At 56.7% G+C, this 26,323-nt stretch carries 24 protein-coding genes; 14 read left to right on the forward strand and 10 right to left on the reverse strand.

Going from position 1 to position 26,323, the window contains the following annotated elements; translation table 11 throughout:
* Nucleotides 1-32 precede the first annotated feature (32 nt).
* Complete coding sequence (locus NLM33_RS17625) at nt 33-272, forward strand: hypothetical protein (protein ID WP_254097343.1); 240 nt, start codon at nt 33-35, stop codon at nt 270-272.
* Between the two features lie 411 nt (nt 273-683).
* Here NLM33_RS17625 and NLM33_RS17630 read toward each other — a convergent pair whose 3' ends face one another.
* A complete protein-coding gene (locus NLM33_RS17630) occupies nt 684-869 on the reverse strand; it encodes a hypothetical protein (protein ID WP_254097344.1) in 186 nt (61 codons plus the stop codon).
* Nucleotides 870-1,843: 974 nt separating this feature from the next.
* Between NLM33_RS17630 and NLM33_RS17635 the strand changes: the two genes are divergently transcribed.
* From NLM33_RS17635 to NLM33_RS17665, 7 genes are all read left to right on the forward strand, one after another.
* Nucleotides 1,844-2,977: a DUF1972 domain-containing protein gene (locus NLM33_RS17635; RefSeq protein ID WP_254097345.1), complete on the forward strand. Its 1,134-nt coding sequence runs from the start codon at nt 1,844-1,846 to the stop codon at nt 2,975-2,977.
* Between the two features lie 29 nt (nt 2,978-3,006).
* Nucleotides 3,007-4,176 (forward strand): glycosyltransferase family 4 protein, encoded by a 1,170-nt coding sequence (locus tag NLM33_RS17640; RefSeq protein ID WP_254097346.1) that lies wholly within the window; start codon nt 3,007-3,009, stop codon nt 4,174-4,176.
* 130 nt (nt 4,177-4,306) lie between these two features.
* Complete coding sequence (locus NLM33_RS17645; RefSeq protein ID WP_254097347.1) at nt 4,307-5,536, forward strand: oligosaccharide flippase family protein; 1,230 nt, start codon at nt 4,307-4,309, stop codon at nt 5,534-5,536.
* A 14-nt stretch (nt 5,537-5,550) separates the two neighbouring features.
* The gene (locus NLM33_RS17650; protein WP_254097348.1) at nt 5,551-6,741 is read left to right on the forward strand and encodes a polysaccharide pyruvyl transferase family protein; all 1,191 of its coding nucleotides are present in this window, start codon (nt 5,551-5,553) and stop codon (nt 6,739-6,741) included.
* Nucleotides 6,742-6,783: 42 nt separating this feature from the next.
* Nucleotides 6,784-7,926 (forward strand): glycosyltransferase family 4 protein, encoded by a 1,143-nt coding sequence (locus NLM33_RS17655; protein WP_254097349.1) that lies wholly within the window; start codon nt 6,784-6,786, stop codon nt 7,924-7,926.
* A 23-nt stretch (nt 7,927-7,949) separates the two neighbouring features.
* Nucleotides 7,950-9,161, forward strand: a complete 1,212-nt coding sequence (locus NLM33_RS17660) for a Coenzyme F420 hydrogenase/dehydrogenase, beta subunit C-terminal domain (RefSeq protein ID WP_254097350.1) — start codon at nt 7,950-7,952, stop codon at nt 9,159-9,161.
* A 574-nt stretch (nt 9,162-9,735) separates the two neighbouring features.
* The gene (locus NLM33_RS17665) at nt 9,736-10,983 is read left to right on the forward strand and encodes a hypothetical protein (protein ID WP_254097351.1); all 1,248 of its coding nucleotides are present in this window, start codon (nt 9,736-9,738) and stop codon (nt 10,981-10,983) included.
* Between the two features lie 245 nt (nt 10,984-11,228).
* Here NLM33_RS17665 and NLM33_RS17670 read toward each other — a convergent pair whose 3' ends face one another.
* The 7 genes from NLM33_RS17670 to NLM33_RS17700 all read right to left on the reverse strand — a co-directional run bounded on the left by NLM33_RS17670 (nt 11,229) and on the right by NLM33_RS17700 (nt 17,645).
* On the reverse strand, nt 11,229-11,366 hold the full coding sequence (locus NLM33_RS17670; RefSeq protein WP_254106205.1) for a hypothetical protein: 138 nt from the start codon (nt 11,364-11,366) through the stop codon (nt 11,229-11,231).
* Nucleotides 11,367-11,572: 206 nt separating this feature from the next.
* Nucleotides 11,573-12,706 carry an acyltransferase gene (locus NLM33_RS17675; protein ID WP_254097352.1) on the reverse strand — a complete coding sequence of 378 codons (1,134 nt, stop codon included), beginning with the start codon at nt 12,704-12,706 and terminating at the stop codon, nt 11,573-11,575.
* Between the two features lie 81 nt (nt 12,707-12,787).
* On the reverse strand, nt 12,788-14,074 hold the full coding sequence (locus tag NLM33_RS17680) for a hypothetical protein (RefSeq protein WP_254097353.1): 1,287 nt from the start codon (nt 14,072-14,074) through the stop codon (nt 12,788-12,790).
* 4 nt (nt 14,075-14,078) lie between these two features.
* Nucleotides 14,079-15,194: a glycoside hydrolase family 55 protein gene (locus NLM33_RS17685; protein WP_254097354.1), complete on the reverse strand. Its 1,116-nt coding sequence runs from the start codon at nt 15,192-15,194 to the stop codon at nt 14,079-14,081.
* Between the two features lie 162 nt (nt 15,195-15,356).
* Complete coding sequence (locus NLM33_RS17690) at nt 15,357-16,283, reverse strand: glycosyltransferase family 2 protein (RefSeq protein ID WP_254097355.1); 927 nt, start codon at nt 16,281-16,283, stop codon at nt 15,357-15,359.
* A 24-nt stretch (nt 16,284-16,307) separates the two neighbouring features.
* Entirely contained in the window at nt 16,308-17,276 is a 969-nt protein-coding gene (locus NLM33_RS17695) for a UDP-glucuronic acid decarboxylase family protein (protein WP_254097356.1), read from the reverse strand.
* 201 nt (nt 17,277-17,477) lie between these two features.
* Nucleotides 17,478-17,645 carry a hypothetical protein gene (locus NLM33_RS17700; protein WP_254097357.1) on the reverse strand — a complete coding sequence of 56 codons (168 nt, stop codon included), beginning with the start codon at nt 17,643-17,645 and terminating at the stop codon, nt 17,478-17,480.
* Between the two features lie 229 nt (nt 17,646-17,874).
* Here NLM33_RS17700 and NLM33_RS17705 point away from each other — a divergent pair, with 229 nt between their 5' ends.
* The 4 genes from NLM33_RS17705 (at nt 17,875) to NLM33_RS17720 (ending at nt 21,813) form a co-directional block, all read left to right on the forward strand.
* The gene (locus tag NLM33_RS17705) at nt 17,875-18,309 is read left to right on the forward strand and encodes a hypothetical protein (protein WP_254097358.1); all 435 of its coding nucleotides are present in this window, start codon (nt 17,875-17,877) and stop codon (nt 18,307-18,309) included.
* Between the two features lie 141 nt (nt 18,310-18,450).
* Nucleotides 18,451-19,470, forward strand: coding sequence for an ABC transporter substrate-binding protein (locus tag NLM33_RS17710; RefSeq protein WP_254097359.1), 1,020 nt, complete (start codon nt 18,451-18,453; stop codon nt 19,468-19,470).
* 231 nt (nt 19,471-19,701) lie between these two features.
* On the forward strand, nt 19,702-21,039 hold the full coding sequence (locus NLM33_RS17715) for an O-antigen ligase (RefSeq protein WP_254097360.1): 1,338 nt from the start codon (nt 19,702-19,704) through the stop codon (nt 21,037-21,039).
* 105 nt (nt 21,040-21,144) lie between these two features.
* Complete coding sequence (locus tag NLM33_RS17720; protein ID WP_254097361.1) at nt 21,145-21,813, forward strand: hypothetical protein; 669 nt, start codon at nt 21,145-21,147, stop codon at nt 21,811-21,813.
* Nucleotides 21,814-21,905: 92 nt separating this feature from the next.
* Here NLM33_RS17720 and NLM33_RS17725 read toward each other — a convergent pair whose 3' ends face one another.
* Entirely contained in the window at nt 21,906-22,106 is a 201-nt protein-coding gene (locus NLM33_RS17725; RefSeq protein WP_254097362.1) for a hypothetical protein, read from the reverse strand.
* On the opposite strand from NLM33_RS17725, the gene NLM33_RS17730 reads away from it, so the two are divergent.
* Both NLM33_RS17730 and NLM33_RS17735 read left to right on the forward strand, forming a co-directional pair.
* Entirely contained in the window at nt 22,015-24,312 is a 2,298-nt protein-coding gene (locus NLM33_RS17730) for an AAA family ATPase (RefSeq protein ID WP_371930123.1), read from the forward strand. The genes NLM33_RS17725 and NLM33_RS17730 overlap by 92 nt on opposite strands.
* A gap of 3 nt (nt 24,313-24,315) precedes the next feature.
* Nucleotides 24,316-25,074, forward strand: a complete 759-nt coding sequence (locus tag NLM33_RS17735; RefSeq protein ID WP_254097364.1) for a hypothetical protein — start codon at nt 24,316-24,318, stop codon at nt 25,072-25,074.
* 67 nt (nt 25,075-25,141) lie between these two features.
* On the opposite strand, the gene NLM33_RS17740 is transcribed toward NLM33_RS17735, so the two are convergent.
* Nucleotides 25,142-26,320, reverse strand: a complete 1,179-nt coding sequence (locus NLM33_RS17740) for a polysaccharide biosynthesis/export family protein (protein WP_254097365.1) — start codon at nt 26,318-26,320, stop codon at nt 25,142-25,144.
* Nucleotides 26,321-26,323: the final 3 nt, after the last annotated feature.

Here is a 26,323-nt window from a genome sequence, read left to right on the forward strand (position 1 = left end):
TTGTCCCCGATCTCGGCAGATGGAGGTTCCTCATGTTGGTCCTGCGATCGCTCATTCTCGTCATCGTCGCGCTCGCCATTGCAGCGCCTGCCCTTGCGCAGAACGCGCAGCAGCAAGGCGTACGAAATCGCAGCGTCAATGCGGGAACGCGTACGCCGGTTGCGACCCAGCCGAGCAACAACCCGTTTCAGAATCCGATCGGCCAGGGCGTTCCGCCGGCAGCATCCGCAAACCCGGCCCTCAATAGCAACCGGACGAATGTTCCGCGCTGAGATGGGCGACGCTCTGCTGGCTTGATGATCACGTTGCGGTCACGCCGAACTCTCGCAGCGTAAGCGACGCGAGCGCTGGCCCGACAATTATAACTATTCAGGAGAGTAGCCAGTTTGCTCCGTCCCACACTGCAACGGCCAGCACATACAGCCAACATAACGTCGCGGCTGCAACCGTCGTCAGGAAGCCGAGGGCGACAGCATTTTCGACGACAACGGAGGAACTCCTTTGATCCGGAGAAGCTGTCGCGGGGATCGTTTGATCGGACGATGGGAGAAGTGACACGCGAATCTCCGCAGAACGGCGGAATGAACGAGACACTCTCACTCTAGACATTCAATACGACGATTGTTCGATCGAGATTGTGAGGCTACTCACAATGTCGCGGCAAATTCGCCGCACTCCAAAATCTACTGTGATGTCACGTCGACTTCGATTGATGAAGTTCCACTAATGCGCAGCGAGCTGCCCGATATCACGAGCTTGAATGAATCGCTGCCGTGCGACCCCGGATTGGAGAGATAGCGAAACGACGGACCGGCGATGATCACGCGTCCGGCTTTCGGTTCCTCGACGACGATGATCTTGTCAATCATGAGCGAGGACCAGCGCAGACCCTGAATGCACTCGCCGCCGGACGTGAGCCTGATGGACCAGCGCACGGTGTCGGATTGCAGCCTCAAGGGTTCCGGATGCAGGATGCAGGTTCCTCCAGCGCGTGCAGAGACCGAGGACAACGCGACGGCGACCGCCGCGATAGAAATTAACGAAATTCGTTCTATCATTTGCCTTCCCCATGCTGCTCGCCGCCAATGTGAAACACATTCACATCCTGGGCCATGTTAATCAACCGGCGCGCCGTGCCCGACCGCCTCTTAACGGCTCCCGAGGAAGACACAGATTCTCCCGTAGATACTGCTAGGTGAACCCTTGCCGGAGCGCACGTCATCAACCCGTTGGATAATCGGCTAGATGCGATGCGGATCGCTGAGCGTTGCGCCAGAAAGACCCAAAAGAGCGCATTGCTCAAGATTCTGACACGAATGCTCGCCTCGACGCCGCTAGGGCATCAATAGGTCCGTTAGATCTTTCGATCGGGAGAAGAACGAATTTTGAGCAGCCTAGATCTTTCTTGGGCAGATATTGCAGGTCTGTCACAATCGGCCAATCATTATTAAGGCTTAACAAAGCGCTACAAATTGGGATACTTGACTATCCGGTAAGGATCAGGCGTGAACTCAATGACGACGAAATGGTTCAGTCTGTTTAGACGAAAGGAGCTTTTTGGATCCGCAGTGGCGCTCAGTGTCTATTGAGCGCATGGCATCGCACCCATGATCGATCGTTTTTGGATCGGCACACTCACCCGAAAAGCAGATTCACCATTATTGCTCGCATGAAGACAATCCGCCGCGGCCGGCTGCATAGGGACGCTCACGTGATGCTTGAGCTCGCTAGAGTCAATTCGAGAAAACTACGATGGGCCACGCCAGAAGTGGCCATCGCTCAGCCCATCACGGTTGGTTGAACCACAACGTCGTCCCGATCGCCCACCCAGTTCACGACACAGATGCAGACCAACACCCCATTGAACCGCAATAAAACGATCAACATCCTGGGCACGAGGGGATACCCCGCGGCACACGGAGGATTTGAGACATTCGCCGCTCGACTGGCACCCTACCTGCGCGATCGGGGCTGGTCCGTTAACATTTATTGCCAAATAGACCCCCACGAAGGAAAGCCTATTCCAGACTACGAAGATGACCTCGATGGAATCCACAGAATACACCTACACGGCTTCGGAAAGGGCTCGATTGGGAGCATTGCCTTCGATGCCCGATGCGCCTTTGACGCCCTCAAGCGACCAGGCATGGATCTCGTTCTAGGTTACAACACGGCGATCTTTAACGTCCTGCAGCGACTATACGGCCGCACCGTCATCATGAACATGGATGGAATCGAGTGGAAGCGGGCCAAATGGTCGAACCTCATCAAGGCGTGGTTTTATGCGAACGAATTTGTAGGGTATTGCACGTCGAGCGTTCCAATCGCCGACCATCCTGAGATAGCCAACCACCTTCATCGTCATGGCTGGAAAAGATCTGTAATGATCCCCTATGGAGCGGACTCGATCACGAACGCATCGGACCTTGCGGTTCGCTCGATGGGACTTGAACCCAGAAAGTACGTCATTTCCATCGCTCGTATCGAACCAGAAAATTCCCTCCTGGAGATAGTTCGCAGCTTCTCACTCAAGCCGCGTGGGTTAGCGTTGGTCATCTTGGGCAACCTGCAGAATTCCAATCCATATCATCGCGCAGTTTGCGCTGCCGCCTCGGATGAAGTCATCTTCGTCGGAGCAATCTACGAGCGAGAGAAACTGGCCAGCTTGCGATTTCATGCGCTTGCTTATCTGCATGGTCATCAGGTAGGCGGCACGAATCCGTCGCTCGTTGAGGCACTCGGCGCTGGAAGCGCTATCATTGCCCAAGACAATAAATTCAATCGATGGGTCGCAGGCGATGAACAAACTTATTTTGCGGACGAGAAATCCCTAGGGACGATATTTGAAACTGTGCTTGCTGACACAGATTATCTCAGCCGAGCGAGCGGAGCATCGCGTGAACGCCATAGGACAGAATTTACGTGGGACGATGTGCTGGGTAAGTACGAAACGCTCTTCGACAAGTTTCTCGACTAGTTCCCAAAATGCATTCGCGTCCCCTTCCCATGCAAATCCTCTGCGTCCACCAAGGCTACGAGCTTTACGGCTCCGACAGAACGTTCATCAGCTCGCTGCTGGCTCTAAGGAACAGATACTCCGACGCGAATATCTCAGTGGTCCTGCCACGCGAGGGCGATCTGTCTCGGACCCTGCTGGACATGGGCTTTCAGGTCACGTTAAGGGAGCTTTGGGTCCTGCGAAAAGCAAACGGTATCCGGAAGAACATCGTTCGCCTGCTCGCGCTGCCTTTTCATGTTCTGCGCGCGATGCGCGAACTGCGTAGCTACACGCTGGTATATATTAATACGTCAGTCATCTTCGATTATGCCCTCGCTTCCCGCTTCTCGTCATGCGCATCCATCCTGCACATTCACGAAATCCCGACGGGCTTGGCGATGCACCTCATCAAGACCATCATACACGCGACAACGGCTGTTCTCGTCTACAACTCCGCCGCTACAAAGCGCGCGTTTGGTCTTTCCGACGACCGCCGCCAGTTCGTGTTGCACAACGGGATTCCAGATCAGTCGCCCACCGCATCGAGGCAACCGTTTTCTGACGATGCCAGCAAGGCCTGCCTGCTTCTGATCGGGCGGATCAACGATTGGAAAGGGCAAGACCTCCTCGTCGACGCCGTTGCAGCGCTGCCGGCAGCGCATCGCGCAATCCTGAGCATCAAATTTGCAGGCGCGTCCTTCGAAGAGGGTCCGGAGACCGGCAGGCTTGTAGCAAAGGTCCGCGAGGCCGCACTGGAGACCCAGGTCGATTTCGAAGGATTTGTGAAAGATCCGGCCGATTTGTATCAGTGGGCTGACGTCGTTGTCGTACCGTCCAAGAAGCCAGAACCCTTTGGTCTCGTTGCCGTGGAAGCGATGGCCCACGCACGTCCAGTGATAGGCGCTGACCATGGCGGACTGACGGAGATCATCGTGGACAAGCAAACTGGCTTGCTATTCACCCCGAGAGACGCGACGGCTTTGGCCAAAGCACTGCAATTTGCCTTGGACGAGCCCGACACAATGCGCGCTTTTGGGATTTGCGGTCGTGAACGGTACCTGAAAGACTTTACCGAAGATCATTACAAGGAGCACTTTCTGCGCATTGTAGAGAAGGCCATAAACAAACTGACAGATTCCTCACGGGAGCGCCCAGCTAACCTTGGGAGCGACCGTTGATGGAAACTGGCAGACACAAGTTGTCCCCATCAACAACAAATCGCGATGACAGGCCCGATGAGAGTCGCTCGTGCTCCTTCGAGGGCCGAAGCAAGTTGGATGAGACCCGGTGAACAGAGATAAACTATTCTTGGCCGTCACTCTCGTTTGTCGGATCGGCGTTGGCATAGCGAGCCTGCTGGTCTTGGCGAGAGGCTTGGGACCGGCCAATTACGGTTTCATGGCTACGGTTCTCGCCTACTCGTCCATCGCCTCACTGGTGACCGACTTTGGATTTGGCATACAGGCACTACGGGACATCGGCGCCCAGCCTGATCGTGCCGGTGAGCTGATCGCGGCGTGTATCCGCGTCAAAAATCTGCTGGTCGCGACCGCCACCATTATTGCGGTCGGCGCATTATACTCGCTCAATCTGTCCACCGAGCTCTTTTGGGCCAGCTTGATGCTGTATGCGTCCATCATGATCATGTCCTATGGCGATCTTGCTATCATGACGCTGCGCGGCATCGGGCGTTTTGACGTCGAGGCCTATGCAGCACTGGTCGCAGTTGCGATATTTGTCGCAATCGTGGTGGGCATTGCGATCGTGAGGGCGGAAATTCTTACCCTTTCGGGCGCGTTGCTGCTCGCACGCGTCGCTCAGACGATCCTCTCATTCGCGGTGGTGGGTCGTTTCGTCAAATTCGGCAATTGTGGGTTTCGACGTCTGGGCGATTCCCTGCGGTTCGCACGGGAGTCTTCGGGTCTGGCGGTCGATACGTTCCTGACCGTCGTTCCGGGCCAATTGGACACCATCTTTGTGAGCAGTCTGCTCGGTCTGCACGCAGCCGGCACTTATCAAGTGGCATCGCGACTAGCGAACTATGTTCAGCTGCCAATTCAAATTCTCGCACAGGTTTATATGCCGCGCCTGGCCCACAGCCATCGCAACGATCGCGATGCCGCGGACAAGCTCGAGCGTCATATGGTCCTTGAGTTCTCCGGCATAGGTCTGGTCCTGGGGCTTGCGTTCGCGACCCTTGCGCCGATCGCGACTCCGGTGGCTTTCGGCGCAGAGTACATCGTTCCGTTTGACGTATGGGCCGCCTTCGCAGTCCTTTTCTGCGTAAAATCTTCGGCGGCGGCGCTCGGAGTTGCGTTGGTTGCCCGCCGAGGCGTGATGTACCGCGTGATCGGCCAGGCTGTGGGAGTTACAACCATCATACTCGGTATGCTCGTTCTCTTGCCAAAGTACGGTTTGGTGGCGGCTCCCGCCTCGATGGTTGCCGGCACCCTGCTAACGGGCGGCATATATCTCGGCAGACTTATCCTGTTAGCCCATAGATCGCGCTCGAATGATGCAGTCAAAGTCGAAGCGTGAAAAGAGAGAGAATCGTGACCGTAAAAGCGCGCAACAAGACTCTGGAAATAGGCCTTCTTTGGCACACCTTCAGCCATGGCAATCTGGGCGTCGATGCTCTGGCGCGCGGGCATGCCAATCTGCTGCGTCGTGCAGCGCAGAAAGTTGGTGTCGATGCGCATTTCACGTCGCTTGGTGCGGGCCAGAATCATCGCGCCGAACTGCCTAGTGACGTCACGAATGGCCCGGAGCCGCAGCTCAAACAGTTGATGAAGGGCAACTTCGGATTCCTTGACGCCGTCCGAAGCTGCGACGTCATTTTCGACATCGGCGAAGGCGATAGCTTTACCGACATCTACGGGGTGCGGCGGTTCGCGCGATTGGCCGGAACAAAGTTGGCCGCACTTGCGTTGGCCAAGCCATTGATCCTGGCCCCGCAAACCATCGGACCATTCAACAACTTGGTTTGCCGGCGTACTGCGATCATGGTGATGCGCCGCGCCACGGGCGTCTTTACACGCGACGATCTTTCCTCGGCGTTTCTCAGCGAAAGTGGAATTGCGAACGCCGCCGAGTTCATTGACGTTGCCTTTGCCGTACCTGTCGTCAAGCAAGCCAAGGCGGCTGACCGATTGCGGGTTTGCCTGAACGTCTCAGGCCTCCTCTATAATCAGGGATACACCGGCAAGAACGAGCTCGGCATGGCCCTCGACTATGCGTCCTTGACGCATTCCCTGATCGAGGGGATGAGCAAGCGATCGGGTGTTGAGATCCATCTGCTGGCCCATGTGAGCGGCTCGGGTGGCGCGGATGATGATGCCCCCGTCATGCACGAACTGAAAAGACGCTATCCTTCGGCAGTCACCGCGCCGTTGTTTGAAACCGCCGAGCAAGCCAAATCCTATCTATCGGGAATGGATTTCGTCGTCGCGGGGCGCATGCACGCCTGCATCGGAGCGTTCTCCGCCGGCGTGCCGGTCGTACCGATCGCCTATTCGCGCAAGTTCAACGGCCTGTTCAACACGCTGAGGTATACGCATTATATCGACGGCAAAGTCGACAACGAGGACGTCGCACTTGGCAAGATAATGGCGGCCTTCGATGCTCGGGACGCGTTGGCGCTCGACGTGGAAAGAGGGTTGACGATCGCAGACGCGCGCCTTGCACGATACGAAGATCAACTGATCCAAATTCTAACAGATGCTTCCGGGACGAAGTCTCGATAGTATTCATAGAGGGTTTCTGGAGCGCGGCATGAGGGATATATCGTGGAAGTAAGCCTTATTCTTGATCCACTTTTGAGCCGGCACGGTCCGACCTACATCGCCGCCAGGCTTGCCGAAGCGATGAATGGTCCCGAGGCACCTTGTCGTGTCTTCACCTCCGTCAACAAATGGTCCGGCGCTCCCCTCAAGGTTGAGGTCTTGACAGGCCTGCCAACCCCTGGATTTCTCGGCAGGATCCCGACCAGGGTTGCTAGAAAGTTGGTGATGCCCCTCGCGGAAAGAAAACTGCTCAGCAAGGTGCAGAACTCCAAGGGAAAGCAGATTGTTTTCACATTCGGCGACGTATCGCTTCCCTTGGCTCAAAAGCTGCACGCGCTGGGCGTTACCGTCGTTCGGGAAAAATTCAACTGCGCCCGCGCGACCGCCCGCACGATCCTCTATCAGGCCTACGGCTCGCTCGGCGTGGCGCCCTCGCATGGGCTGGATGACGCTTCGATCAAATACGAAAACGACGGCCTCGCGATCGCGGATGCGGTCTTTTGTCCGAGTCCTCAGGTTGCGAAATCGCTGCGTGCCCTAGGTATTCCGGACGATCGTCTGATCGCGACCAGCTATGGTTGGGAGCCGGCCCGATTCGCGGGTAGCCACAAATCCTTTCCTGCGGATGGAGGCGTCACGCTGGTTTTCGTAGGATATCTGTGCGTACGAAAGGGCGCGCATATTTTACTGGACGCTTGGCAAAAAGCTAATATCAAGGGCCGCCTGATCATCGCCGGTGCTATCGAGCCGATCATTCAGGAACGATATGCCAGCGTTCTGCAGCGTCCGGATGTGAAGTACATGCCATATACGGACGATGTTCCCTCTCTCTATCGGTCCGCGGACTGGTTCGTCTTTCCGACGCTTGAGGAAGGCGGTCCGCTCGTGACCTATGAAGCCGCCGGTTGCGGGGTTCCTGCATTGGTATCCCCGATGGGAGCCGGCGCATTTACGCGCGACAAGGTAGATGGAATTGTTCTTGATAGCGTCAACCCCGAGGAATGGGCCCAGGAAATTGCGTCTTTACCTTCGCGCGAAGAAGAGCGCCGTGGAATGGCCGCCTCGGCGAAAAGCCGCTCGCTGGACTTCACCTGGGACAAGGTGGGAGCGCGTCGTCGGGAAATCCTGCAAGGCAAATTTCGATAAACTAGGCGATGAGGCGGTTTCGTATGGGTGAACTGGCCCGTATCAAGCGCAATGGGCTTTGCCATGGTTGCGGCGCTTGCGCGACGGCGGTCGGGGGCGACAAGATCAAAATGTCTATGACTTCGGCAGGCTATTTGCGGCCTGAGGAGCAGCAGCCGTTGGCAACTGCCGATGAGGAAATCGTACAAAAAGTTTGCTCCGGAGCGGAGCTGCAACATTTGCCATCAACGGAGGTTAGCTACGACCGGTCCTGGGGGCCTATCGTTTCGCTCGAGACCGGATTTTCCACCGACGCGGACGTTCGCTATCTTGGTTCTTCTGGTGGTGTGATTTCCGCGATCGCGATCCATCTTCTCGAGACGCGCGCTGTTGACTTCATCCTCCATACGTCCGCCGACCCAAACGATCCCGTTGGCAATATCACCCGGCCCAGCACGACGCGCGCCGAGATCATCGAGGCCGCCGGCTCTCGCTACGCGCCATCCGCGCCTCTGGCGGATCTCGAGGCCTACTTGTCCAGAGAGCGCACCTTCGCCTTTATCGGCAAGCCATGCGACGTTGCAGCACTGCGACGAATGGCACGCTCGGACCCGCGCATCGATCGACTCATCCCGTTCAAGATATCGTTCTTTTGCGCCGGGGTACCAAGCCGCAAGGGTGCCCTAGCGGTCGTTGAAAAGCTGGGCGTCGAGCAGAACGAACTCGTCAAATTTTCCTACAGAGGACGGGGCTGGCCTGGCTGGACTCGCGCGACGCGCCGGGACGGGTCAGAGGAGAAAATGGATTACAATTCCTCCTGGGGATACATTCTGAGCCCGCGCGTGCAGTTTCGTTGCAAGATCTGTCCGGATGGCACCGGCGAATTTGCGGATATCACGTGTGCCGACGCTTGGTACAGCGAGGACGGCTATCCCGACTTCACGGAGCGTGACGGTCGTAGCCTGATCATGGCCCGCACACCCTCCGGCCGGGCGCTGCTCGACACCATCAGACAGGCGGGCGCATTGAGTTGTGAATCGTTGCCAATAGCCGACATCCGCAAGATGCAACCGCATCAGTACAACCGCAAAAGAGCGGTCTTCGTCCGCCTGCTGGCGATGCGCTTCAAGGCGTTCTCAACCCCGAAATATCGAGGTCTCTCCCTGCTGGCGTTGGCGCTGCAATCGTCCCCGGTCTGGCTACTTCGGAATTTTCTGGGAACGTACTTGCGGCTGCGCAAGTCCGAGAGTTTGTAAGCTCAAGCACAGCAGGCCTTGCCGAGCGGGCGCCGAACCAAAGTATGCGCGCAGCCAGGCTGCTTTGTTACCAGGAAAAATTGTGGTGGCAACAGCGACCGGAGCGCTGGCAATCGTATATGAAATCGCCAAGCCCCCGCTTGGAATACCTCAACGCTTTCAAAACAGTCCTCAGCTTCGTCGGACGGATTTTCAGAGCCAAGCAAGGCTGCAAATTGGGCCATATGCACAAATCCAGGTGTTTCAGTCAGGAGATCGTTGGGTCCGCTATTCGCAGCAACGAGGCTATTTCGGGCCGACCATGGGCTCACGCTTTGTAGCACCACAGCGCGAAAAAAAATCACGAGCAGAACTAGCGACTCTGGACCCAGGGTAGCTCCGCCCTACCGCAAACTCAAACTAGGCAACGATATTCGACGCCAGCCCCAGCGGAGCACGGGAAATCCGTTCCATCATCTCGCCTCATCGGCGGCCGATACATTTACTTGCGTGGGTCCCTTCAGTAAGTTTAGATCCGACCAAGAGAAGATAGATTGAGTTCATTTTCCAGCCGAGGCGCGGGCGTATATCCAAAATGACTTTCAGTCGACGTTTACTACTTGCGGGGTTTGCAGTCGGAGCACCCGCTGCAGCTGCGCAACCGGTTCGGGATCAGACTGACAAGGCTGACTCGGCCCTCCTCGATGTAAGAGATGCAGGATCGCTATCGCCAGATTCTGACAACACGAGTACATTTGATGGCGCCCTGGCTGGAGCGGCTGCTTCCGGAAAGGCGGGAATATTCATTCCGCCCGGGCGATGGCCCGGTAGCATTATTGTTAAACAGGACAACGTCCGGATCGTCGGTGCCGGTCGACCGGTTTGGACCGGCTCAGCACTTGCTGGGGGCACCATCATTGTCGGCGGGATCGAAAATCGCCGCGTCGGCACGGAAATTGGCCATCTCGGAGTAGATCAATCAACCGTTTCCAGCACCATCATTGACGGTCTCCATTCTGGAGGTGCTAGCGACGAAATCGCCGTTGGCTACTACTATCACGATCTAGCGTTTCTTGGTCGCGGGTACAGCGGAGGAAAATCTGCTCATGCCCTATTGATGCAGAATGGCACGAATTCCATTGTGGAGAGGATACTAGCAATAAGATATGCCCACGGCGTCGCGGTCAGGATGTCCCGCGCGCATGTGCGGGACATAGAGACAATCGATATGGAAGCTTCTTCCGTGATCTTCAAGTCAGACAGCATGTCCGGCAAGAATGACTGTATCGGAAGCAGCCTCGATGGGTTGAGCGCGAAGACAACTGCACCGCGGCGCAACGCCAACATCATTATCGAGAGCAGAGGCACCGGTAAGTCGACCAGGAATATCAGGGTACAAAACGTTCTTTCGGAAGGCTCCGCTTCTGCGACCATAACAGTCGACAAGGATCCGGGCGGCGAAGTCGACAATGTTCTCGTAAGTAACGTGACGTCGGACGGCTGTAGCGCCGACAGAGCGTTTGCAATAATTCACGGCACGAACATCACTCTCTCCACATGCATCGCTAAAGACAATGCAGGGTTCTCATTCCGAAACTCAGCAGCTACAGGTGTGAAGTTATTCGGTTGCGTTTCGATCAACGCAAAAGCAGCTGCATACTTCCAAGATGCACCGTTCGATTTCGCACAGATCAACAACGAGATCATCGGCGCAAAGATATCTGGCGCTCAGGTCGGTAGAGGCAAGCTGACCACCAAACTCCAGGACGGGTTGCTAGAATACGATGGCACTAGTCTGTACTTTACCACCGGCGGCGTACGCCGAATTGTAAATTTTAGCTGAGCTGACAGCACTTGTGCGATCGTTGCCACTAACTCATCCGCCGCGAAGAACGTAGATTTCAGCGCGGGATGATTTGAGGTTGGGCGATCGGCGGCGTGAAGATTTGAAACAACAAGAGCCCAAGCCACCGGATGAGGCCACCGTTGCCGGGCAGCGCCTTCACGTGGGTGACGAACTGGCCGCCCTTGGATGTGCCAAGTCGTGGCGACGGAGACCGCCAGCGCCAGCATGCGTCCGAGGAAATCTCACTGAGCGAGTCCGCGCGGGCTTCGATTGTGGGCAATGTCGCGGATGACGCGCCCGAGATCGGTTCTGAGCGTCTTCAAGGCCCGGTTGGCGCGCGTGAACTGCTTGGCATGAACATAGCGCTGGTGCTCGATCAACACGAACCTACCTACCCGTGCATCTTCCTCCAATGCCGCCACAGAATCACAGCTAATGGTTCAAGGGAACGGCAAAACGAAACTGCAAGCTATCGGCGCTTCACATCCCGGAAGCTCGCAGTCCCAATGCCGTCGCGCCCCGCAAGATCGACCTCCGCTCGATGGCTTAGGAGATCCTTCACGGCCGCCCAAACCTGTTGCGATGACTACCGCGACCCCCCTCGACTGTAAGGAAGTCGGGAAGCAAGAACGTTTGTGATTGGCCGTTCCAACAGAAAATATATCAGACTGGTGACCGCAAGAGCGAAGGCAATGGAGCATGCGATAGCTAGGTAAGGTGCAACAACTCCAATCTTCTTGAGGACCACGGGCACAATCGGCGCAACCAAAGGATGAAACAGATAGGTCGAGTAGGATGCGGCGCCAAGAAAAACAAAGGGGCGAGGCACCGTCAGCCCGGCACGCTGCTCTAACGAAACGCTCCCCCACAGGACAAAGAATGAGGCTAGCCCGATGGAAAGAATTGGAGGGATAGGAACGAGAACGCCGAAAACATCAAAAACGATAGAAAGCAGTCCCAACCCAATCGAGGCCAAAGAGGCCGTCACTCCAAGGATAATCTTCTTTCGAAAAAGGCCACCCAGCACCATGCCAAAAACGAAGTTGAGCATTATGCTGTCAAGCAGGAAATACACGATTGAGTGCCGCTCCATCTCGACCAAATCACTCCGAAAGAGCGAAATCAGGGAAATGACCAGAATAATAACTCCGACAAACTTTATCGGCTCAACCTTTAGCATCAGGGCCAGAGCGAACAGCAAGTAAAAGAACATTTCGAATACAAGTGTCCACCCCACCCCCAACAGTGGCTGGATCGTTCCGTCGATTGGATTATAGCTGGGAAGGAAAAGATATGACTTGATAATAAGCGGCACATCAAAGCCAGTGTGAAGAACTTGCTCAGCGGCAAACAGCGTTGCAACAACCTTAACACTGGTTGCGATCCAGTAGATCGGCACGATGCGTAATAACCGTCTCACCGAGAAAATCTTCCAGCCGTCATCACTGACGGCAAGTTTCTCCGATGAAATGATCATAACGAAACCGCTGATCACAAAAAACAAAACGACGCCCGACGCGCCCCTCCGCCAATATTCGAAGCTCCCATCGAGTCGCTCGTGAACATAGAAACCGCAATGGGTAATCAATACCAAAAAGGCTGCTAGAAATCGCATGAACTGAATAGAATTCAGTCGACTTGACGAAGCTTCCAACTTTAGTGAAGCGGGGTCCACCAAACCCTTCGCAAAGCCCGCCGAAGCTTGGGTTAGCATTTCCATGATCTTCCATTCGCCGCTAACGTCCGAGCCGGCAACATACTAGCCTTATTGCGGAGCTAGTATTGGCGGCCTGCGTGTATCCTATCTGAATGCCACATCGGGTGAAGACCGCCCCGGGATATGGGTTGGTTCCGTGGCTCTGATTGAGTCCGGCCTAGCTAGGTAATGGGCTGTGCAAAAGCCAATTAAAATGCTCAAAACTTGGCCCGGCGCTCCCGGATTATAGATACTTGCAATCATCGGAATATTCACAAGCGAAACAAGGACTAGACCTGCCGCGAAATTGCGGACTTCACTAGCCGATGGGTCCAAACCCGACCGAAGTTTTCTTCGAAACAGAGAAACCCATAGCCAAAACTGGACAAATATCAGCGCAAGACCAGCGCACCCCGATCGTACGAAAATGAAGGACCATGCGTTGTGGAACACGGGGATGTCCGTCAAATAGTCCGCCCCTAACTTAATGCGCCAAAGAATGGGGACGAGCGCGTGCCACCCAGTGCCGAATAGTGTTGCTAAAGCGCCCTCATCCCACACGTGCGAGAAAGCACGGAACGTTTCAAACCCGCGCCAGCCAACGTTGACTTCCGCGTCCGAGTAGCGCTGGATGGAGATGATCTCGACCACACCGCTGGGGAGCTTGTAAAACATCTGCCTAAGCAGATCAGGGTCAAAAATCAGCTGGATAAACGGCGTCGTCAAGACAAACAAGATCGCCGCCAATGAGACCGCGGCGAAAGGCACCAGAATCAGCGGCGCGTAGTAGCTGAAGACCAGGACGGCCATCGTAATAAGCCCGGATCTTGATCCCGAGAGATACATCGCCCCTGCTATCACCGGCAGCGCAACCAACTCAATGGGCTTTATTCGCAGCGATGTGACGTGCCCAACTACCAACGCAGCCGCAATTGCTACAGTAATATAGCCGACGCCAATGGCGTCCCGAAGCGCGTATCTGCTCTCTCCCTCAGCCCCACCAGTAGAGGCGTACTTATAGGCGTACATAAACGATAATATCACAGCTGCGATCACGATCGCTCTTCGAAGCAGATGGAAGGGCAATCTCATCCTAAGCTGGAGATAAATGCCTGCACCGATGAACACGAGAGGTCGCGACGTGTAGTAGGCTCCCTTAGCAGCATCCACACCCATCGAACCGCTCACCATGGAGACTATGCCGCCAAGCAAGGAAATCAGGATTAAAGGCCAGCATATCGCGAGCAGGTTTGCGGCGTTGCGTGGAGACGTAGCAACCAACAAAATAAATATCGGCAAGCACGCAACGTAGACGACTACCCATGGCGCTACCTCGGCGAAAACGAATAGCACGACCAAGAAGGCAGTCTTTAGCAGGTCGTCCTGGGTCATGCAGTCACTCACTCGCACCCAGCGTTTGAATGTTATTTGTCTGCGTAACGCGACTTGAGGAGGCGACTCGAATAGAGGATTTCGTGCGTGCGCCCGCGAACACATTTGATGATACTGTGCCGTGCGCGTTATCTAGGAATTCAACGGCCGGCTGCGCGCTTGCAGCGTTAGCGAAGCGACAGCCCGAAATCGTTGTGCCGACAGAATCCTTTCCAACTTGGATTCCGGCTTGCAGTTGCTCAAACCAGCAAGAGTCGAACGAGACGTTTTGGCTATGGGCCATTATTACGGCCTGTCGCGCATCCTGGAACGTGCATACGCTGAAATGAAGTAATGAGGGCTCCGGACCAGCCGACGCGCTGCTGTCACCGACCCGCCCAATCTCAACGAGCGTCAAATCCCCTATTCCACCGTTGTGATCGAATTGGCATTGCTCAAATACAAATTGTGCTACTTGCCCGGTAATCTTCAGCGCGGGACCCATTGCGTCCTTCGATAGGAACACAACAAAATCCCTCACGCTTACAAATTGATGAGGAAGTTGATAATTTCCGGGAACCGCGCCGCCTTGAAGTCGAACTCCTCTCGAAAACCCGATGAGTTGCACGTCCTGGAGAGCAGACCACCAAAACCCGCCATTTGGAGGAACAGAACCTGGAACCGCGGTTGCTTCGAAATCAATGGCCCACTGAGAGGGGTTTGTGGCAGCGGCCGGCGTTCCTCCGACCAACGTCATGCCCTCGATGGAAGTGTGAATAATGGGGCCGTTGCCAAGCACAACAAATGATCCGGTATATCCAGGAACTGCCTTTAGGCGTGTAGAGCCGCGACCCAAGCCCTTCAACTTTACGCGGCTTCGCATCTTGATTGATTGCACAAGATACTCGCCGGCCGGCAGAACCACCTCGCCAATTTTCCTATCCATCGCGATTTGCAACGCCATGTCGAGCGAGGAAGTGATATCGGTTCCCGGTTTAAGATCGTCGACCAAGTCCGTCAGGAATAGAGACCGCAAGGGGGTCACGCCGCTTTGCGCTGGTAAGGAAGCGGCTGTCGCAAACAGGCCCGACATAAAGCTGCGGCGACCAATGCGCGCCCGGCTCGTGAAATTTTGCTTCATGGGCACCTTTTCACCGCGGCGGCAAACGTCGCAATCCAAGTGTTCGACAGAAACAAGGCAGTTTCATCGCTTTTCTGTATGCCGCCCAAGACCCCGGCAACAAAGGCCCGTCTGCCAATCCGACTTGGGCCCGTGTAGTCACGTTTCATTTCGGCGGCCTGTTCAGTCGAGCCCAGCGCTATACACGGCGTAACTACACATTGCTTTGGTCCGATGAATGCTCATCCTTCCATGCGCCAGGTCCGAAAAAAAGTAGAGCAACGCCCGGATGAGAAAACCGAGGATCAAGGCGAATTTCAGAGCGACGAAATGCCACCGCGGTGACGAGGCCTTCACATGTTTAGCCAGAGCAGCGATCCATTTGTGGGATACAAAAAGAGCTGTTTCGTCGGACTTCTGGGTTCCCCCCTGCAAATGAACAACCTGAAGGCTAGGAACATATAACACCCGCCGATCGATGCCTCGCATTCGTTCGCACCACTCGACATCTTCACCATACATGAAGATCTCTTCCTTAAGGCCCCCGACGCGCGCAATAATATCACGGCGAACGAGCAGACACGCTCCGCAAATCCAATCAACGTCGACCAGTTCACGCAATAGCAAACCGGGCCGCGTCAGGTAGATGCTCTTGACCCCAGGAATGATGCGGTGGAGAAAAAGAGTGTGACCGACGGCATTCAACAATGTGTGAGACCAGCCTGCGTCGCCCACTTGATGACTCCCGTCCGGGTTCACCAACATCGGACCGGCTGCAGCGGCATCCGGATTTTCAGTCAGAATCGACGCCAGCGATCTGATCTGATCGAAGGATTTGAGAAAAGCGTCCGGATTAAGAAGAAGTACATACTCCCCTTCGCAGTACTGAAAAGCCGCATTGTTGCCGGCCGCAAATCCTCGGTTGTCCGCGCCGCCACGAAGTTCCACCTTGGGATAGCGATCTCTAATATACTGAAAGGTCCCGTCCGAGCTGTTGTTATCCCAAACAATGATCTGTATTTCGCTGTCCGGAATGCCAAGCAATGGCTCCAAACAGCGATCGATGAACGCCAACGAATTGTATGTGACAACGACAACGGAGATCTTCATTAAACGGTCTCGGCACGAGCCATCCTAAGCGCCGCGCGTATCTTGCCCCGACTGACGAGAAAGCAAATCGTCAAAGTAAGCAATGGTTCGTTTTAAGCCCTCTTCAACCGGCACTCTCGGTTCCCAATTCAGCTCCGCCCGAGCCTTGCTTATGTCTGGCTTGCGCTGCTTGGGATCATCCATTGGGAGATCCGAATAGACGACCTTGGATGAGGATCCCACCAAACGAACCACCGTGTTGGCAAGCTCCCCCACGGTTTGTTCCACCGGATTACCCAGATTCACCGGGCCGGTATATCCCGGCTTTGTAGCCATCGTCTTCATCATTCCTTCCACCAAGTCATCGACAAAGCAGAACGAACGAGTCTGCTTTCCGGTCCCGTAGATGGTGATGTCCTTCCCCTGCAACGCCTGCACAACGAAGTTGGAGACTACTCGCCCGTCATTTGGGTGCATCCTGGGTCCGTAAGTATTGAAAATCCGAATGACCTTTATGTCCATCTTATGCTGCCGATGATAATCAAAGAAGAGAGTCTCGGCGCATCGCTTTCCTTCATCATAGCACGAGCGGGGACCGATTGGATTAACATTGCCCCAATACCCTTCGACCTGAGGGTGCACCGTGGGGTCGCCGTATACTTCTGAAGTGGACGCTTGGAGCACAGGAATCTTGAGTCGTTTTGCGAGCCCAAGCATGTTGATGGCGCCGACGACGCTCGTTTTAGTCGTTTGGACAGGATCAAACTGATAGTGAATAGGAGATGCCGGACATGCAAGGTTGTAGATTTCGTCAACCTCTACGTACAGCGGGAAAGTAATGTCGTGCCGCAGTAGCTCGAACCGCTTTTGGTCGAGCAGATGTTCGACATTCGCTCGCCTACCGGTAAAGAAATTGTCCACACACAGAACCTCATGCCCCTGTGCGAGCAACCTTTCACAGAGATGAGAACCGATGAAGCCAGAACCACCAGTCACAAGCGAGCGTTTGGTCATTAGGTCGAACCTCGAACAAGCACAAAAATGGGAAGGATCAGCGAATTGGCCAACTTCAACTGCCCGGCATCGATCGATAGCTCAACTCAATTTTGCCGTCAGTGTGTACGTTTCAGACTGCCTTTGGAATAAGCGTGATGCGCTTCGGCCTGCAGTCGCCAAGCCAAAGGATATCAAACAATCTTAGGTATTCAAGAGGAGTCAAGTTGCACTGAGCCATTGGCGAGGCAAGTCACCTTCGCCCGAAAATTGTTGCTCGTTGTCTCCAGCCAGGCTAGCTACGGCCGACTCCTGAATTTGCGGCAAGCTTTCGCGCAGCTCCATTGCAACAATAGTGACGGGAATGATCCCAGGTGAAATAAACAGCAAGGACTAGAGTCCCCGCAGACGATAGAGTGTAACCCGTGACGACTCCATGAATCGGATCTTCGCAACGTCACCGGACGAACTCCTTCGAAGGGCGAAAAGAATAGTTAACGATTTGCCAGTTCGAAGGGATGGCAACTGCTTAGTCGATAGCGAGATCGCCCCGTTTGCACAAATGTCGAATTTGTGCGGCAGGCAGCGGGGAGCCAAAAAGCCACTTCGTGGAGGGTCTGTGAAACGTCTCATCTCCAGAATGACCCTGTCGTTCGCAATGTTAACTCTCTCATTGCCGGCCGATGCACAAAGTTTGAGCGGAAGTTTGCTTTCCGGTGAAATCATTGGCGGAACCCTCGGTGAGCGAGTTGACGCGCCGGCGAACCCGCCGTCAGGTATTCTTCAAGGGTCACGAAATTTAGATGCCGTAGGCAAGCCGTGTCTCAATGTGCTCGCCGGATCCGAGCCACAACTGATCAACAAGGCGATCTACAACCACCTCCTCTTGTTAGACAATCACTGTTCGAAGTCGATCAAGATCAAGGCCTGCTACTATCGAACGGATAGTTGCCAGGAGATCACTGCGCCCCCTTACAAGCGCCAGCGCTACGTGTTCGGCGTATTCACGACCCAAAATTTCCGCTTTTCCTTTCGCGAATATTCCAACAACTAGGGCGAACTATCGGCAGGTTCGACTTTCGTTTTTCAGGTGGCCACAGACGCCGCAGCACGAATGCAAAGATCAAGCAATTCCGGGCACCCCCGGAGACATTCACGCAGGCGACGCTCGGCCGCATTGCTCGCAAGCGCCGTTTTGGGCATCGCCATCGTCGCCGGCCTAACATGGGACCACCTTCGCTCGCCCATTGCGAGCGGTGGCGCAAGGTCCGTTGCTAGTTCGTCCGGCAGCTACGTCCTGCAGCTGAACGGGCCGGTCAGCCCTGCGTCAGGCGGCGCCATCGTCGCAATCGCCGATCATCTGTTCGAGCGCGAGGGCCTGAGCGTGCGCCTGATGCCGGGAACGAGTGACGCTGATGCCACGTCGGCAGTCGCCGGCGATCCGCACGCGATCGGCGTCGCCTCGGCGCAAGGCTTCCTCAAGGCGCGCGCCGAGGGTCTGCCTGTCGTGGCATTTGCCTCATCCTATGTCGCAAGCTCGGTGGAGTTTTACGCCCTTTCGAGCGTCCGGCTGCTAGAACCGGCAGATCTGGAGGGCAAGCGAATCGGGTACAGACCCGGCCTTGAGCCATCGACTGTTTTGAGTGCATTCATTGCCAAGAATTTCATCCGCCAGAGCGGGCTGAAAATCATCGAGAGCGACGGCGCCGTTTCCGATCTATTGAGTGGAAAGCTTGACATCCTGGTCGGTCGACGGGACGTGGAAGGCGTAACCTTAGAAGGTTCAGGTGCTCCCTATCGATCGTTGAGCCCTGGCGCATTTGGCGTGCATGTCATGGGACCTGTTTTCTTCGCGAGCAAGGAAGCGCTCGCATCGACGGCAACGCTCGAGCGATTCCTGATCGCGATTGCCAATGGTTGGGTCAGCGCCTATTCTGATCCGCACCGCACGGGTCCGATCATTCTACGCGCTGTCAACCAAGGTTTGGATGCCGATCAACTCGATCGCTTCATGGATGCTCAACGGCGCTTCCTGCGTCCATCCGGCGCCCGGTTTGGCGAGCTCGATCCACGAAGATTGAAGGACTTACAGGAGCAATTGCTGCGGCAACGCATCATCCAACAACCCACTGATCTCGCCAATGCAGTCAACCTCGGGATTCAGGCGGAAGTCTACCGGACGAAGTCCGAGCCTCTCTCCCCGATTGATCGTTGATCCTATGCCTCCTAAAGTGATTGTCTTTGGCGCAGCCAGCTTCATCGGAACGTGCTTGCTCCAATCCGTGGAGCCGAGCGTCGAACGTAGAGGATTTCGATTGATGCCTACGATCTTCCCTTGCCTTCGTTAGCCACAACATCAGCGGCGCAACCTTCCTCGGTGGTTGAGCCGGGCCGCCCCCCCATCAGTTCGGGAATTCAGGCCGCGGCGACCACGTGCCTTTGCATCGTGATCGCGCTGGTCCCGCTTCCGTTCGGATCGATGAGCCCCAGAATCCTTTGGGCGTGGGTGTTGGTGTTGTCGGCGATCACCCTGTTGGCGAGCCTGCGCCCGTTCGATTCGCGCGATCTGCACTTCCTATCGGGCGTATCGATCGTTGCAGTGGTCTGGTCATTTATAGTTGTGGAGCAGATCGCTCCGAATCCGCTCCTCTTCCGACGATTGATCGATCCGATCTGGGGGCAGGCGTCGCAACTTCTCACACAAGACGTGACCGGTGTTGTGAGCGTCGCACGAAATCAAGCATTTTTCGCAGCTGGGTCACAAATCGCGTGCATGCTGGCGTTGGTCTGCGGCTTCCTCGTTGGTCGGGAGCGCCGCGCTGCATACGCCATCGTCAAAACGATCACAATTTCGGGACTCTTGTACGCGCTCTACGGCATCATCGCCTTTGTGTTCTGGCCGGACCATTTGCTGTGGCTGGAGAAATTCAACTACCGCAATTCGCTGGTCGCCACATTTGTCAATCCCAACGTCGCTGCCGTCTATTTTGGTGCCTGCACCCTCCTGTGGCTGCTGCGGCTTGCAAACGCCGTCGACCTCTCCCTCACGAAGCCGACGCAAGGCTGGTACGCGCTCTGGAGCGCCGCGTTTCTCAACCGTCCTACGCCCCGCACCATCTCCTACCTGATTGCATCGTTTGTCGTGCTGTCCGCCATATTCATGACCGGGTCGCGGGCGGGCTCGATCATCTCGCTGCTGGCGATCAGCGGCACCACAGCAACATTATACCGGCGTCAGCTTGGGCTCAGGGGCTTGCTGCTGACCTTCCCGGCCGTGGCCATCTTGGTCATCCTGATGATGTTTCAGATACTCGGCTCAAGCGTGAATCAACGCATTGATTCAGAAGGACTATTTGATTCGGGACGTTGGAACGCCTATCTATCTACAATTGAGATCATCAAGGATCACCCCTGGTTAGGCACAGGTGTGGGAACATTTCGTTGGGCGTTTCCCGCCCACCGCAGCAGTGAAATTGCGATGGTCGGCATCTGGGAGCACGCCCACAGCACACCCCTGGAGCTCGCCGCAGAAATGGGCATCCCGTTTACCGGCGTTGTGGTTGCGGCGTGGTTGCTGGTGTTTTCAATCTTGTGGCGGGGAATTCTGACCCGCCAGCGGGATGAAATGTTGCCGTTGGCCGCATTCTGGGTTGCCATACTTGGCGTCTTGCATTCCCAGATCGACTTTTCGCTTCAGATTCCCGGATTTTCAGTCGTCGTTTTCTCCCTTGTCGGCATGGGACTTGCTCAAAGTGCCTCAAGCCGGACGACCTTAACCACGTGATGACCGTCTTAACCGCATGATAATGATGCAGTACCTAGCTCTGTACATTAGCTAATTTTGTCTTTAAATTCACTGCATTAGGTAGGGTGGCAGGAGGCTATTGCGATGCGATTCAGAACTCAATTTCGCGGTGCGGTGTTGGCGATTGCTGCATCATGCTGCTTTGCGGCAACGAGCTTCGCTGCGTGCACTAACGATCCCGATGCAGCCGCCAAGGCAGTGAACTTCCTGAGCAACCCCTCATCGCTACTCAACGGACCTAACGGCGCACGCAGCTCAGCTGAAATCGGCAGCGACGTCCGGGACTTCGTGGCAGCGAACCCCCAAGCGCTCCCCGCGGTCATTGCGCTGCTGAAGGGGGCCTCGGTCGAACAGCAGCAGGCGATCGGAACCGGCCTTGGAACGGCCGCCGACATCTGCAGGCGGCCTGACCTGAACTTCGCGATCGAGATCCAGACGCAACTCGCCAACAGCGACTCTACGGAAGCGCAACAGAAATTCGCCGCCATTACCGGAAATAATCCCATCCGCAGCGTTGCGGCCGGCGGTCTCGGAAGCGGTGTTGGCGTCTCGGGCGGCTCCGTTGGCGGTCAAACCAATCCGTCCACCGCTTCATCGGGAAGCAGTTCGAGCTTCCAGGCGTTCACGTCGAACAGCGTGTCGAACAATCCAGGCAGCTACTTCTCCGCTAGTGTCAGCAGCGCTAGCTCCTCCGGCTCGACGACGACAACCACTACGACCATTAAGGTTTGTACGGTCTCTACAACCTGCTAGCTGGACAATCGGTTGGGGCATTCTGCCGGCGGGTGTCGCCGATGCGCACGATTGTGCATCGGGATGAATAATGAATGGTAGATCCGAATGCTTCAAACGCGAATTCCTGGTCCTCGAGAAATCGAGCCGGCAAGTCCTGAATTTTTGTCGCTGCAGCAGACCGTCTCTTCCGCTGTTGCCTTGGTCGGCCGGCAATATCCGCTGATGATTTTTACGCTGCTGCTCTGCGTTAGCTTGGCAGGCGTATTTCTGCTGACAGCGCCAAAAAAATACACCGGCACGGCTGAGCTCATTATCGACACCCGAAAAGTCCCGGGCCTCCAGCAGCCATCGCAATCGTCAAACGACATGCCTGTCGACTCTGGAATGGTCGATAGCCAAGTCGAAATCCTGAAGTCGGAGACGATCGCCTTGGCGGTTATCAAAGACTTGCGCCTTGTCGATAAGCCGGAATTCAATGGTTCCTCGGGCGGCCTTCTCAGCAGCGTCAGCGGGCTCTTGCTCAGTGTATTTTCTAATGACCAGAAGTCAGACTATGTCGTCCTCCGAGGTGCGCTGGAACGCTTCCAGGACCAGCTGACGATCAAGCGCCTAGCCCTGAGCTATGTCATCGAAATCTCGTACCAGTCTTTGTCGCCCGACCTAGCGGCAGCGATCGCCAACGCCGTCGCCGAGGCCTACATCGTCGACTCCCTTGAGTCGAAATATCAGGCGTCGCGGCGCGCCGCGGTCTGGCTCCAGGATCGCATGAAAGAACTGCGCGCGCAGGCCTCAAGCGCAGAGCGGGCCGTCGCCGACTACAAAGCCAAGAACAATATCGTCGATGCCGGCGGGCGCCTCCTCACAGAGCAGCAGCTTGCCGAAATCAACAGCACGCTGACGGTGGCGCGGGCGCAACGTGCCGAAGCGTTGGCCCGACTCGACCGCATTACGACGATTCTCAAGTCGGACGAGAATGATTCGAACGTGATCCTCAACGACCTCGCGACGGTCACCGACACGCTCCAGAACCCCGTCATCCAAAAGCTGCGGCAGAGCTATCTCGAATATGCGGCGCGGGCGACAGACTGGGGCAATCGTTACGGCGCCAACCATCTCGCCGTCGTGAACCTCCGCAACCAGATGCGGGAGTTGCGGCGCTCGATCCTCGACGAGTTGAAGCGCACGGCCGAGAGCTACAAGAGCGACTACGAGATCGCCAAGAAGCGCGAGGAGGCGAGCCAGAAGAACCTGGACGAGACGATAGCGCAGGCCAACGACACGAGCCAGGCGCAGATCGTCCTGAAGGACCTGGAAAGCAACGCGCAAAGCGCGCGCGCGCTCGCCGATAATTTCCTCCAACTCTACATGGTCTCGGTGCAGCAGCAATCGTTCCCGATCACCGAGGCGCGCGTGATCACGCAGGCCTCCGTGCCGCTAAAAAAGAGCTCGCCGAAGACGCTCCTGATCCTGCTCGCCGCGATCGCGGGCGGTACGATCCTTGCGGCGATGGCTGGCATGCTGCGCGACATGATGGACCGCGTTTTCCGGACTGTCCCGCAGGTCGAGCGCTTGCTGGGCGTGAGCTGTTTGGCGTCCATTCCGGCGATCGATGTCGGCGGCATGGGCCGGCTTGGCAAGCCCGACAGCAGCCGCTCCCAGTTCAGCGATTCATTGCGACGATGGTGGCCGTTCGGCAGTCCGGCAGCCTCGACAACCGGCAAGACTCCGGCCGCAGCGAAGGCCCATGCGGTCGAGGCACCCGACATACGACAATTCACTGGCGAGCGGAAACTCCTTGCCAGAGATACGATCGGACGATTCGCCGTCAATTCGCCGTTCTCGCGCTTTGCGGAAGGAATGCGCTCGATCAAGCTCGCCACCGATCTCGGCAATTTTGGCACTGCGAACAAGGTTGTCGGCATCACATCGGCCCTGCCCAATGAGGGTAAATCCACCATCTGCGAAGCCTTGGCACAGGTCGTGGCTCAGAGCGGCGCGCGTACGCTCCTGATCGATGGCGACATCCGAAATCCGAGCCTCACCGGGCGCCTGACGCCTGAAGCAGAGGCGGGCCTGGTCGACGTGGTGCTTGGCAAGGGCTCCTGGCGAGACATGGTCTGGGTCGATCCGCAGACCAATCTGCATTTCCTGCCTTGCGTGGTCGCCTCACGGTTCTCCAACTCCGGAGACATCCTGGCCTCCCCGCAAATGGAGAAGCTGTTCCAGCAGCTTCGCGAGCAGTATGACCGCGTGATTCTCGATCTCAGTCCGCTTGCGCCTGTGATCGACGTGCGTGCAACCGGCGCGCTGGTCGACTCCTACGTCATCGTCCTCGAATGGGCACGCGCCAAGATCGACGTCGTCGAGCGCGTGCTGATCGAAACGCCCGTCGTGCGGGATCGGCTGATGGGCGCGGTGCTCAACAAGGTAAATATGGCGGTGATGAGCCGCTATGACTCCTACAATTCGGACTACTACCGCAATAGCTACTACAAGAGGTACGGCTACGTTGACTGACGAATGAACCGTCTCGCCAACGTTCTGCTGCGATCTGTCCTAATCACCGCGGCGCTGGCATCCGCGTCGTGGTCGATTGCCTATTTCGCCAACGCCGATCAGGCCATCCAGCTCGACGATATCGCCAATCGCATCATGTCGGGCGATGCATTCCAGCAGAAGCCGCTCGCCTCACTTGCGGCGGTCCTTGATGCCGCCGATAAGCGAAGCCTCTGCAATCCCCGTGAGATCAGGGCAGTGGCGATCATCCGGCTGCGTCAATACGAAGAGGCCGTCAGCGCGGCGGACCTCCGGCTCGCCGAGGGGCAGCTCAAGGTGCTCCGCACGGCGACCGACCGGGCGCTGAGCTGCGTACCGACCGAGGGCTTCCTCTGGTTCATCAGATATTGGATCGCGCTGTCCCACGGCGGCTCTGCAGCCGAACATTTCCATGAGCTCAGGATGTCGTATGCCCTGAGCCCGTTCGAGGGCTGGGTGGCCGTCCGGCGCAGTCCATACGTCCTGGCGATCTACGAGACCCTGCCGCCGGACCTGAAGGAGCAAGCCCGGCAAGAGTTCGTCGCCATGGTCAACTCCGCGTTCGTCGAAGAAGCGACGCGAATTCTGGAGGGGCCGGGCTGGTTAGCCAGGAAAGAGCTGCTGGCAGGGTTGTCGAACGTGCGCCTTGACCTCCGCATGCAGTTCGACAAGCGCCTCCGCACGGACGGGTTCAATGTCGAGATCCCGGGCGTCGCGCCCACCGAGTTCAGGCCGTGGCAATAAGCCTCGGGCTATGCCTCGCGATCCGCCGCGGCCGGATGCCACCGCGTGCGGCATCCGGCAAATTGCATTACTGACGGCTGGTGATCTTGAGGATCTGAGCGTTGTTCGCAGTCACGATGGTGTCGTTGGCGGTCGCGATCACGACACGCACGAACTGCAGGAACTTCGCCGTATCGACAGTCGCCGCATTGGCGGCGAACAGCACGTCCTTGTCGCGCATCTCGAACTTGCTCGCCAGGAAGAACCCGGCCGGATCGCGGAAATCGACATTGTAGACGACCGGGACGAGCGGACCAACAAACTTCGAGCAGTCGACGCCGAGGCGCTCAGCGAGCTCACGCGGCTCGCGCCGGTAGACGTAGACGCCGGCCGGCTCGGCCTGCGCATCGAGCAGGCCGCCCGCCTTCGCCATCGCCTGCGCCATGTTGATCTTCCACATGTCGAATGTGAACTGGCCCTGCGCGCCCGATGCGCCGAACGCCAGGAACACCTGCGGCTCGCGATAGACGTAGATGGTGTCGCCCGGATGGACCCACACGTTGTTGGCAGGCTGGTAGACCAGTGCACCGAACGGAACGGTTGCCCGCTTGCCATTACGCTCCAGCGTTACCCACGTCTCGTAGCCCTGCCCTTTCGGGCCGCCGGCACGCGAGATCACGTCGAGCACGCGCTCGCCCGCCGCGTTGGCCTGCAGGCGGCTCGGCGTGTTGACCTCGCCGAGAACACTGATCAAGGAGGTATTCTGCGTGATTAGCGCCACGACGACCTGAGGCTCGATCGCGCGATTGCCGAGCGCCTTGACGATATCCTGCTGGATCTCGCTTGGCGTCCGCCCCTGGGCCTTGATCGCGCCGGCATACGGGACCGTGATGAAGCCTGCCGAGTCGACATTCTGGTTCGGCAACGAGACGAAGTTGCCGGGACGGACGCCGGCTTCAGCCGGAATGAACAGACCGCCTGCGGCTGCTTCGAAGATGGTGACCGATACGACGTCGCCGATACCGAACTTGATGCTCGGCGGCGGCCGATGGTCGGGGAACGAGCCGGCGAGAGCACCAGGCCCGTATTCCCTCACGATGTTCAGCAGCTCAGCGTTGAGCTTCACAAGCCCGTAGTCAGGGCCCGATCGCGTTATCTCGCTCTTGATAACATGGTCCTCGGGTCCCGAGGACGGCATGATCGAACAGCCTGCCGAAGTGAGCAGGATGGCTGCCATCAGCCCTGCGAATGTAATGCCCCGTTTCACGCC

Source organism: Bradyrhizobium sp. CCGUVB1N3 (assembly GCF_024199925.1).
Lineage (GTDB): Bacteria > Pseudomonadota > Alphaproteobacteria > Rhizobiales > Xanthobacteraceae > Bradyrhizobium.